Origin of the sequence: Neolewinella lacunae (genome assembly GCF_014349155.1) — a bacterium.
In the GTDB taxonomy this organism is placed as follows: domain Bacteria; phylum Bacteroidota; class Bacteroidia; order Chitinophagales; family Saprospiraceae; genus Neolewinella; species Neolewinella lacunae.
Window position 1 is genome coordinate 59,318 of sequence record NZ_JACSIT010000067.1, and the last position, 11,373, is coordinate 70,690.

The 11,373-nt window shown below is 58.9% G+C and carries 5 protein-coding genes; all 5 read right to left on the reverse strand.

Going from position 1 to position 11,373, the window contains the following annotated elements; translation table 11 throughout:
* Window positions 1–280: 280 nt before the first annotated feature.
* The 5 genes from H9S92_RS04695 to H9S92_RS04715 all read right to left on the reverse strand — a co-directional run bounded on the left by H9S92_RS04695 (window position 281) and on the right by H9S92_RS04715 (window position 11,195).
* The gene (locus tag H9S92_RS04695) at window positions 281–2,491 is read right to left on the reverse strand and encodes a B12-binding domain-containing radical SAM protein (protein WP_187465683.1); all 2,211 of its coding nucleotides are present in this window, start codon (window positions 2,489–2,491) and stop codon (window positions 281–283) included.
* A gap of 52 nt (window positions 2,492–2,543) precedes the next feature.
* On the reverse strand, window positions 2,544–7,220 hold the full coding sequence (locus H9S92_RS04700) for a hypothetical protein (RefSeq protein WP_187465556.1): 4,677 nt from the start codon (window positions 7,218–7,220) through the stop codon (window positions 2,544–2,546).
* Window positions 7,221–7,229: 9 nt separating this feature from the next.
* Window positions 7,230–8,051: a 50S ribosomal protein L11 methyltransferase gene (gene prmA / locus H9S92_RS04705; RefSeq protein ID WP_187465557.1), complete on the reverse strand. Its 822-nt coding sequence runs from the start codon at window positions 8,049–8,051 to the stop codon at window positions 7,230–7,232.
* 203 nt (window positions 8,052–8,254) lie between these two features.
* Window positions 8,255–10,234 (reverse strand): OmpA family protein, encoded by a 1,980-nt coding sequence (locus H9S92_RS04710; protein WP_187465558.1) that lies wholly within the window; start codon window positions 10,232–10,234, stop codon window positions 8,255–8,257.
* A gap of 160 nt (window positions 10,235–10,394) precedes the next feature.
* The gene (locus H9S92_RS04715; protein ID WP_187465559.1) at window positions 10,395–11,195 is read right to left on the reverse strand and encodes an Fpg/Nei family DNA glycosylase; all 801 of its coding nucleotides are present in this window, start codon (window positions 11,193–11,195) and stop codon (window positions 10,395–10,397) included.
* Between the last annotated feature and the right edge of the window lie 178 nt (window positions 11,196–11,373).

Consider the following 11,373-nt stretch of genomic DNA (forward strand, 5'->3'; position numbering starts at 1 on the left):
AAAATCTAATTCGAAAGGGCATCCCTCTCCGTTGGACGCGTTTTCTGGGGTAGGGGCCCCAGAAATAAGCCGAGGGAGAGGGATTAAAGGCTAAACTGAGAATTGCTGGATAGTCGCTGATTTTCAGATGCGTTAGATTGTAAAGGGCTTAGTTCGGTAGTTTTGTAGTTCGGTAGTGGACAATACCCCACTACCGAACTACAAAACTACCGAACTACAAAACTGCCTGCTAAAGAAAGCTCAACCTCACGTGAAGGAAAAAGAGGGGAGCGAAAGGAAATCACACGACCAATAAGCCGTATTCCTGTACCGTCAGCATCTCTTCGCTGTACCAGAAGTCGGGAAAATCCGGTAGCATCCGCTCGTAATCGGCCCGGACTTCCGCCAGCGTGCGGGGCTCCTGGCTGCGGTCTCCCGCCCGGCGGAGGGTATTTACCAGCCAGTAACCGACTTCATCTTCGAGGTGGATGGTGGCCGTATCCCGGCGGTCGTAGAGCGTGATTTCCAAGGCTCCGGGCAGGTCTTTTACCGTTGGTTCGCCGCCGAGCCACACGACTTGGGCGGTGCTGCGGGCCAGGACGTCATCAAAGTACTCCAGCGCCGTTTCGATGTAGTCGGGCTCCACCGTTGTTTCCGGGATGGGGAAGTCAAACCACTCCTGCAAAGGGTAGTCGAAACAAATGCCGTGCAGGTAATTGTACAGCGATTTTTTGAGCCCGAAACTGAATTGGTCGTGGTCAATGCCAGTGGAATCGGTAAACTGGATATCGTTGTTGGCGAAGGTGATGGGCTGGTAGTGAGGAAGGATGCCGTAGGCCTCCGGGTCTTTGCCGATGGGGCTGTGGGCCGTCAGGGCAAACTGGTGCCAGAAGCCGGATTGCAACACGCCCGCCTGGAACAGCTGGCGGACCATCTCCAGACTGTCTACCGTTTCCTGCACGGTTTGCGTGGGATAGCCGTACATCAGATAGGCGTGGACCATGATGCCGGCTTCGGTAAAGGCGTGCGTCACCCGCGCCACCTGCTCTACGGTTACCCCCTTTTTGATGAGGTCCAGCAGACGGTCGGAGGCCACCTCCAGTCCCCCGGACACGGCAATGCAGCCGCTGGCCTGTAGCAGGCGGCAGAGGTCGGGCGTAAAGCGTTTTTCGAAGCGGATATTGGTCCACCAGGTCAGGCGCAGTTTGCGGCGGATGATCTCCAGGGCCAGGTCGCGCATCAGGGCGGGCGGAGCGGCTTCGTCGACGAAGTGAAAGCCATTTTCACCCGTTTGGGCGATGAGTTCCTCCATGCGGTCCACCAGCATTTTCGCCTGCACGGGCTGGTAGTTGCCGATGTAATCCAGGCCAACGTCGCAGAAGGTGCATTTGCCCCAGTAGCAGCCGTGGGCCATCGTCAGTTTGTTCCAGCGCCCATCGCTCCAGAGGCTGTGCATGGGGTTGGCGATTTCGATGACCGAGAGGTAGCGGTCGAGGGGCAGCCCCGTGTAATCGGGCGTCCCGGTGTCGCTTTGGCGATAGTCGCGGCGGAGGGAAAAGTCGTTATAGACTACCGCGCCGTTTTCCAGGTGGAAGGTGCGTTTGAGGGGCACAAATGTTTTAGCGGGCGCGGCCGCAGGTGCCGGGGCCGTTGAAGGGCCGGCGACGTCCTCCCCCGCAGTCATTTGGATGAGCAATTCAATGGGCAATTCCCCGTCGTCGAGGGTAATAAAGTCGAAGTAATCGAAGACGCGCACCTCCGTCAGGCTGCGCAGTTCTGTATTGGCGAATCCGCCGCCCATGGCCGTCCGGATACCGGGGTAATGGGCCTTGATCCACTGGGCGCAGCGGAAGGCCGAGAAAAGATTGCCCGGGAAGGGGACGGAAAAACAGACGAGTCCGTAGTCCGCCGGCAAGTAGGTCGCCAGCACTTCCAGCGTAATTTCGTCGATGAAGGACAGTGGTGCCTGGAGGGCCGCGTGCAGTTCGTCAAAGGAGTTGGCGCTCCGGCCCAGTCGCTCCGCGTAGCGACTGAAGCCAAACTGGGCGTCGATGCATTCGACGATGAAGTCCGAAAGATCTTCCAGGTACAGCGTAGCCAGGTGCTTGGCCTTGTCCTGGTGGCCCATATTCCCGAAGGCCAGTTCGAGCTGGTCGAGCTGATCGAAGCGACTGGCCTGAGGGAGGAAGTTTTCGCTGGCGATGGCCCGGGCCAGGGTAGGGTTTTTGCCCTGCAGGAAGCGGATGACGGGTTCGATGGTGGCCAGGTACTCTTCGCGGAGGGCGTAGATGCGGCGGGCATTGCTCGTCGTTACCGTCCCATGCACCTGCGCCCGCGCAAAAATTTCCCCCAACCGCTGCCGCGTAAAAAGGGCCAGGATGACCTCAATGCCGAGGTCGAGTTGCTGGCAGGCCATCCCCTTGGTATTGAGAAAACCCTTGAGGTAGGCCGTGGCCGGGTAAGGGGTGTTCAGCTGGGTGAACGGAGGCGTGATGAGGAGCGTGGCCGGCACGGCGGGGAGGAGTTTAAGCACGCAAAGGTAAGGAGCCGTCCGCTGCCCTCCCCTACTTCTTAAAAGCCTCTTCTACGCGGCGCAGGAAGGTCTGGGCCGTACCCGGGCTGACGGGCAGGATCTCGTAGGTCTCACCATCGGGCATTTTCAAGACCAGGTCTTTGGCCTTCATGCCCTCCAACTCCGCCATAAACTGGGTGTTGTTGGATACCACGTTGAGCACGCCATCTTTGAAGCCAAAGAAGTAGTACAACTCACTGGGCGACTTGATGTAGAGGTAGAGGCGATCATCACCGCCGGTGGGCATCTTGATTTCGGCGTGGACTTCCATCATTTTGCTCAGGGGATTGCCCTTGATGCTGGCCAGGCCCGAAAGTTTTTCGGTAGTGACGAAAGACTGGTAGTCGTTGGACCACTGCAGGCTCATCTGGCTGAAGAGGAAGGTGTGCTCGTTGATTTTTCGGGGGACATTGAGGACGGCGGCGGCCAGGCTGGCTTCTGCATCCTGGCGGTCCTTGCCGGCGGGGAAGAGGTTGTGCAAGCCCGCCTGGAAGAAGGCGCGGTCGGTCACCAGGTTCAGGCCCGGTGCGGCGTAGGCGCCGGAGATGAGGTCGGTAGCCATCATGTTGACCAGCTTATCGGGCAGGATCAGGTCGATGGCCATCATCGCTTTCACCTTCACGTCCGGATAGGCTGCGGCCACCGGCCCCTCGATGGTAATGGAGGCTTTTGCCGCAGTGGTGTCTTCCTTGGGCTTGATCTCTTCTTCGAGCAGGAACATGTTGGGTGTGGCCGGGGTTTCCTTTTCCGTTTCAGGGGCTTCTTCTACCTCGGGCTCGGGTTCTTCGGCGCGGCGGGCGGTGGCGGGCATATCCATCGCCACGGTGCCGTAACTTTTCACGCTTACGTACTTGAGCCGGCCGCCCAGGCCCAGCAGGCCGTCGCCGCTGATTTTGCCCTTGGCATTGTCAAATTGCATGAGGTTGCCCCCGATGCTTTCCGGGTTGTAGATGCGGGTGCTGTCGCCGAAAAGGAAAACGTCGCGGCTTTCGTCGTAGGTGAACAGGCCGTTGCAGTCCAGAATCGGGTGATCCTTGCGGAAATCGAGGGTTTGCACCAGGCTGGGATAAATCACCCGGTTGGGTTTGCTCAGGTAGATGCCCGTAAAAAGGGGCAGGCCCTCGCGGTCTTTAGGTTGCTCCACGCGCAGGGTCAGGTTTTTGCGGTCGCCTTCGGAGCGCACGGTAAACCACTGCGCTCCAGGCAGCTTTTCGGCTTCGATTTTGGCGTAGCCATCGAAGAGCAAAGTCTTGCTGCCCGCATCCAGGTTGATGGTGCCAAAAAAGCGGGTTTTGTGGTCCACGTAAAACTCGGTGGCTTCGCTGACCTCTCCGTTGGCGCGGGTGGCGGTAGCCTTTTCGTTGCGGTTGCCTTTGCCGATGCGGGTGCCGACGATGTCCTGAAACTCTACTTCCTGCTCGTGGGTCCCTACGTTGTATTCGTAAAAGCCCGAGGCCCGGTATTCCTTGCGGCCCAGGATTTGGACGGTCGCGCGGTTGATTACGTGGTATTCGTTGAGGGTATCGGCCACGATTTGCGCGTTGGTCAGCTCCGTGATTTTCGCTTCGGATTCGACCCGGATTTTGCCGTCGCCGGGGATAATTTTAGCGTCGGCGCTTTTGATGAAGGGAACGCCTTCTACGTCGAGCATGCTGGTATTGATGTCGTAGGTAGCAGCCGTCCCCGTGAAAGTCAGGTCGTCCTGGTCGGGGTGAATGGAGGTAAAGCGGTCTTTGCCGATTTCGGCCTGAAAGGTGATGTTACCGCCGGCCATATCCCAGTCGAAGCGGTCAATACTCGTTTTGAACTGGTTGTAAGGGAGGCTGGTGGAGAGTTCCGTAGAGTTGTTTTCGAAGGAGGCGATCTGGGTGTCAAAATTGACGTCGGCGCGGACGTTAGACGTACTCAGGGCGAGGCGGTCATCGGCATTGATGCTTTTAATGGCGACGTTGGCGGTGTCGGCCCTGGCTCCGAAAGTCATGAAATCCATGTCCTTACTCTTCATACTCGCGGCGGCCCAACCCAGGGTGCCGTTGCCTTTGAGTGCTTCGGGGGTCAACACCAGCCCGCCGTCAAATTCGTGGCCGCCAGCCTTAAACATGGCAAAGGGTGCCTCAGCTACGGAATTGACAATCAAAGAATCGCCGTAGGGTTTGAATTCGATGTTGACCTCCGTACCGCTCACCTGGGGCACTACGCGGTCTCCGGCAACGGATTCCTCCAGGGCGAAAGAGCGTGCGCTGGCGGTGGTCTTATCGAGCTGAAATTTGAGGTCTTCGCTGTCGATATTGGCTTCCAGGTAGGTCAGGCGGCCCTTTCCTTCGAGGCCGCGATTGCTGAGGACGACCTCGCCTTCGTACTTACCACGGTCGCCGTAGGCCCCCTGCCCGCCTTCGGGCGTTTGGGTGATGAAGCCGAGGCTGCCGTCTTCCTGGATGCTGAGGGTTTCCTGCATGTCGGGGAAGATGCCCCCGCTGTAGAGGCGGCCATCCATCTTAACTTGCGAAGCCAGCAGACTATCCAGCCCGTTGAGGCTGAACGGAGCCAGCTCGAAGTAGAAGCTATCGCGGCGGTAATTGGCCATGGTATCGGCGCCGTCGTAGAAAATGTAGCTGGTCCCCTTGCTTTGCAGGGAGGGGAAATAGGCAATGTCTTCCGTACCACTCTTGTTGAGGGGGGCATCAATGAGCAGATAGCCGCTCAAGTGCTCAATGCGGCTGCCCGTGCTCTCCCGTTTCATCCCCTCGCCAATGAAGTCTTTCACCGGGAGGAACAGATCGAAGTAGCGCACCGAATCCATCTCAATGTGGTACGGCGCGTATTTAAAATGAAAGTTCTTACCGGTAAAGACCATCCCCCCGGCGTAAATCTCGCCCGAAAAGTCAAAATCGCGGTCGCCCGTAATGGTCAGCTGATCGGCCACGGGTTTAATCGCAATCTGCTTTTCCCGGTTGAATTCCACGGGCTGCACGTCGTCTACCCGTACCTGCCCCGTATTGAGGTCCAGGACGGCATTGGCATCGGCCGTGCGGCTGATGAGACGGATTTTGTCGTAGTCAATCTCTTCCCGGCTGGCCCGGACGTAGTGTTCAATTTTGGGCATCAGCAGGGCCGTCTCCGTCTCCGGGTCGTAGAGCAGGAAGCCGCGGGTCTGGAGGCTGTACAGCAGGGGGCGGATGTCTCCGACGGTAAAGCGGGGGTTGAATTTCCTGGCAAGGGCGGCTACGCTCACCAGGTCATTGCCCCCCTCCGGGCTATTGCGGTAGGCGTAGATGACGTCCAGAGGATTGGAGGCGGCGATGTCCCGCACGAAATCGTACTCCCGTTGGCTGAAAAAGTCTTTACTCTCAAAAATGACGTCAGACTTTTCCTGAAAAGACACCGTCTTTTTGCCCACTACGGCACTGTCGCCGTTGAGGTGGATGTCGATGTGGTCAGCGTAAATGTTGAGGTTGTTCAGGCTGTGGAAGAAGGGGCTTTGGTCTGAACTGGATTCGGAGCGGGTCAGCCCCACTACCCGTTCGGGGATGTTAACCTGCATGGTCACGCTGGGGTGATAGAGCGAGTCTTTACCAACGTAGATGGTCGTCTGTACGCCCTGCCCCCCGATCCGCTCGCCCTGGCGGATGGTGAAACTCTGAGCGAGGCCTTTGACCGACTTCCCTTCTTCCTTCCCTTTGATGCTGAGGTTTACCTGGGCTTTGCGGCCCTTGGAGCCAATGGCGTAGACGGTGTTGCCCCGCAATTCAAAATTGCCGAACAGGTCGATGCCTTCCCCTACGTTCTGGATCTCCACGAAGCCGTCGTCCGACAAAAACTGCGGGTATTCCGCCCCCGCCCGGGCTCCGCCTGGCTGGACCTTATCGGAGAAGGACCCCACCAGGATTTCGTCTTGGAAGTATTCCGGATACTGCAAATGGGCCGAGTCAGAAGTATAAATAAGCCGCTTGGTATCGAAGGAATAACTTACCAGAATGGCGAAAACGTCGGGTGATAAGCCCTGCCGTTGCCAATCGGTGCGGCCACCCTTGCCGTAGGCCTGGTCGTTGGCCAGGTCTACCAGCAGTTCGGTCTCCTGAATGTTCAGGGTGTCCTCCCGGCCAATGGCCCGTAATTGCCGCACCGTATCGATGCGCATGCGCACACCACCGTCGTAGAGAAAATGGGGCTTGCCGCCAACGACGAACCAGCCCATCTCCGGGCTGTCTCCGCCGCCCAGCTTGTTCGTGGCAAGGAAACTGTTGGTCGCATTCAGGGTGCGGAGGATGTCGTTGGCCCGGACTTTAGGCGTGGCCAGCAACTGATCAAAAGCGTCGTGAAATTCAGCAAAACGCTCATCTTCCATTCCTTCTGTACCGGTCAGGTAAGCCAAAAGGCCCAGGTAGTCGGGGAAGCCGCTGGTGGCGCTCACGCGGAGCTTAGCCAAGGCCACGGCCGTTGCGGCGATGCGGCGCTGCTGGTTTTCGGTGAAGCCGCCGCCGAAAAAGGTGCCCGTGAAATTGGCGTAAGCGTCTTTCGCCTCCCGGTTGTCTGAGCCGTTCATGAAGTCAGCCAATACCTCCGAAAAAGTGGCTAAATCTGCCCCCCCCGCGTCAAATTCAGCCAGGCTTTGGGCGCGGAGGAACGGTGCAGCGGCAAGGAAAAGCAGGAACGGAAGGAGGAAACGCATAGAAGCGGGTTAACTGCGGGAGAAAACGAACGCCCGCCAGTCTTCCCGACGGCGGGTGCTATGATGATGGAAGCCAATGGCGGCCAGCCGGGAGAGGAGCAGTTCCTCATCCTGGGCCAGAATGCCACTAAAAAGCACCCTGCCCCCCGGACGTAGCCGTTCGTACAACGCTTCCCCGGTGGCTAAAATTACATTCCGGTTGATGTTTGCCAGGATCAAATCGTAGGGCGGCCCGGGGGGAACGTCGTGGAGCTCTCCCAGCACAACGTGCCGCAGCTCAGTCCCGTTCGCCTGGGCATTCTCAGCAGTATTCTCGGCCGCCGGGCCTTCAATGTCTACCGCATCCACCGGGCCGGCCCCCAGCCGTTTGGCCAGAATAGCGAGTACGCCCGTACCCGAGCCGTAGTCGAGTACCGACTTCCCCGCCAGGTCTTCTTCAAAAATCAGCTCGCACATCATGTAGGTGGTCGCGTGGTGCCCTGTGCCAAAGGCCATTTTGGGTGTGATGACCAACTCGTGTTCTACGGCAGGGTCCGCCGGATGAAAATCCGCCCGGATCAACAGCCGTTCCCCCACGCGGATGGGCTGGAACTGCCGTTCCCATTCCTCGTTCCAGTTTTTGTTTTCGAGCACTTCCCAGGTGTAGGTGAAGGGGAAACGCTCGCGGAGATCCTCCAGCGCGGCCACCGATTGCTCGTGCTGTTCAGCCAGTGCGAAAGCGTGAAGGCCGCTGTCCAGCTCTTGAAAACTGTCAAAATCGGCTTCGCCCAGGAAGGCGATGAGCATTTCGTTCAACCCGGGGTCGTTCAAGAGGCTATATTGGTGGTACACGGCGAAGGCTTTTATTGCGGCCCGAAGGTAAGCGCTTCACCAGACTTTGGCTTGCCGCAGCACCATTCGGGCGCGGCCGCAGGTGCCGTGGACAGGATAATGAGCAATGGAAGGGCCCAGGTCGTTAAAGAGAGGAGGTCAGGCACCCTCTACTAAAGCCCCCCCCCGGAATAGCCCGCAACCAGCAAAGCCAAAACACCGCCTTATTCCAATATCCGGAAGGTCGTACGGCGATTGCGTTGGTGTTCTTCTTCGCTGCACCGCTCGCAGAGGCACTGTTCGATGGGCTGGTCTTCGCCGTAGCCCCGGGCACTGAGCCGGCTGGGATCGATGCCCTGCTCCACCAGAAAGGTCACTGCGGCCTGGGCGCGGTCCTGGCTGAGCTGTTGATTGTAGCCAGGTTTACCCCGGCAGTCGGTGTGGGAACCGAGCTCGATGCGGATGTCGGGGTTGCGTTCCAGAACGGCGCTGAGGGCTTCCAGGGTGGGCTTGGCATCGTCGCGGATGAAGGACTCGTTGAAATCGTAGTAGATGTTGTTGAGGACAATCTCCTGGTTGCGGAAGATTTTTTCCAGTTCCAACTCCAGCTCGTAGCGCTGCTCCGGGGCGTCCGGATCCTGGGGGAGGTTCCGGCTGGAGAAGCTTCCCTCGGCCACCAGGTATTCTTCGCGTTCGGCGCGGAACTGGTATTGCTGATCGTCCACCAAAACGAGGCTCAACACCCCTTCGTCGTTGGTATTTACCGTCCGGCTCTGCTCACCTACCCGCGCCACGATGCTGGCGTTAGGGACGGGCTTACGGCCCAACACCGCGCTGCTCGGATTACCCGGCTCGGCGTAGATCTTTTCCACCACCGTTACGTCCAGGATGTTCTTGTACACGATGGGCGTGGGGTCGGGCGGGGGCGGGGGCAGGATCCGTTGTACGAAGGCGTAAATATCGTCGCTACCCGATCCGCCCGGCCGGGAGCTGCTGAAGTAACCGAGGGTTTTCTCTTCCGCGCCCATCCCTTCGCGGCCCACGACGATGAAGGCGAAGTCGTCTGCGCCGGAATTTACCGGGGTGCGCAGGTTCTTGGGTGCGGAATAACGGCCGTTGGCCATGGGGTAGGTGCGGTAGATGTCCAGGCCACCCATGCCTTCCAGACCGTCGCTGGCGAAGTAAAGGGTATCGCCATCCAGGCTGGGGAATTGCTCGTTGCCCTGGGTGTTGATGGCGCGGTTCATCAGGATGGGGTCTTCCCAGGTTCCGTCAGCCTTGCGGTTGGCGACGTAAATGTCGTAGCCGCCCCAGCCATCTTCGAGTTTTGCGCTGAAGTAAAGGCGCTGCCCATCGGTGCTGAGGGCGGGGTGCATATAATTGGCACCGGCTTTGACGAAAGGCAGGATTTGGGCGGGAGCCCAGCCTTCGCCCGCCCGTTCGGAGCGGTAGAGGCCACAGTAGGCGTCCTCCCGCTTGCCGGGTGCGGCGCAGCGGGTGAAGATCATTTCCTGGCCGTCGGCGCTGAAGGCTGGGGTGCCGTCGTGATTATCGGTGTTAACCTGCACGTCAAAAGCATCTGCTGCTCTGCCATTTACGGGGTCGACAATGAATAAGTCCGTGAAGCCCCTTCCCGTCCAGTTGTACTTTTCCTCCCCCGTCGCGGCGGCACGGTCGCTGGTGAAGACCAGGCGGTTTTCAAAAGCCACCGGTGCATAGTCGGCCTGGTTGCTGTTGAAGTCGACGGGCTGCACGGTAAAAGCCCGTTCCCGGCCTGCCTTTTCTTCTTCCCGCCATTTGATGGCCAGTTCGGCTCCACTGATGTCTTTGCGGAATTCGTATTTGGAGCCGATTTCGAAGCCCAGGTCGGTGTACACCTGGATGGCATCTTCGTAGCGTTCCAGGCGCTTCAGGGCGGCGGCCTTTTCCCGCAGGGCATCGGGGCCAGCGTTATTGTCGTAGGCCGTTTGGTACCATTCGACGGCTTCCTCGTCGCGACCCGTCTCCCGCAGCGCATGGCCCAGGTTCAGGGCAATTTTTCCTTTCTCGGAGCGGGAGCGGGCTTTCTTAAATTCCTTAGTGAGCATGGGTACCGCTACGTGGTACTGCTTGCGCTCAATGGCCGTGGTGCCGTCGGTGATCTTGGCCGTGTAGGTACAGGCCGAGCAAACAACGAAGAGAAACAGGTAGCAAGCGTAGCGCATAGCAGAAATTTTAGCGGGCCCCAAGTTGGTCAAAATCCTGAAAAAGAAGCGGAACTGCGCTCCGGGGCACCCAGTGAAAAACGGTCGAGCGGGGCCATTGTTGCCAGCAGCATTCCCGCTTGGCAGGTTTTGTGGGCTCCGGGACAAAGTTCAAAAGCCCTCAGCCTTCGGCGGGGAGTTTTTGGTGGTCGGCGGCGAAGTAGGTGGTGCGTCCGGCCACTTTGCACACCGTCACGGTTCCGCCACCCGCTGGGTCGGGCTGGCCCGCGTGGCGCCAGGTATGCCAGAACCAGTTTTCGGGGTAATCCCGGTAGTACGGAGCGTTTTCGGTTGCATAGGTCATGATATCGATGATCTGCGCATACACGGCCCGTTTTTCCGCTGCGGTGAGTTGGTCGACGCGGACGGCGGGATGCAGGCGGGTACGGTAGCAAATTTCGTCTGCATACAGGTTGCCCAGGCCAGCGACTAGAGATTGATCAAGCAGCGCACCCTTAAGCGTCACTTTACGCTTACCGAGGGCGGCGAGGAAGTAGTCTTCCTCCAGGTCCAACGCATCCGGGCCGAGGCCGACTTCCTGGATGTAGGCTTCCCGATCGGGCAGGTACAATATCCGAGCGAACTTCCGGGGGTCCTCAAAACCCAGCACGTTGCCATCGCGGAAGTACCAGGCGAAGCGCTCGAAACGCCCCCGTTCGCTGGGCTCCTGGTAGAGGTTGAGATCTCCCGTCATCCCGAAGTGCAGCAGCACTGCGTGGCCATTGTCGAGGCCGGCAAACAGGTATTTGCCGCGCCGCAGCGAGTCTACTACCGTGCGCCCCGCCAAGACATCGGCAAAGGCAGCCCCCGAAAGGTTGCGGATGATTTTTTCGTCGTGGACAACAACGTGGTCAATCGTCTGACGGAGCGCCGCTGCGTCGAAATACTGCTGGAAATTATGCACTTCGGGTAGTTCTGGCACGGCAGGTCGGTTTTGGTACCTGGGGGCAACTGCTACTGAAGGCTTTCGGTTCACTGGGGCTGGGGGGAGTCTCACCAGCTGAGCCGGGGGTTCTGCGTCCCTTGCTACTTGGTCCCTACCATAGCACCCGCGCCCGCGCCCTCCGCAAAAACCGCCGCAGGAAGTCGATCAGCCTGAT

Coding starts and splice junctions, on each gene's coding strand:
- H9S92_RS04700 (WP_187465556.1), bottom strand. CDS start 7,220: ATGCGTTTCCTCCTTCCGTTCCTGCTTTTCCTTGCCGCTGCACCGTTC.
- H9S92_RS04710 (WP_187465558.1), bottom strand. CDS start 10,234: ATGCGCTACGCTTGCTACCTGTTTCTCTTCGTTGTTTGCTCGGCCTGT.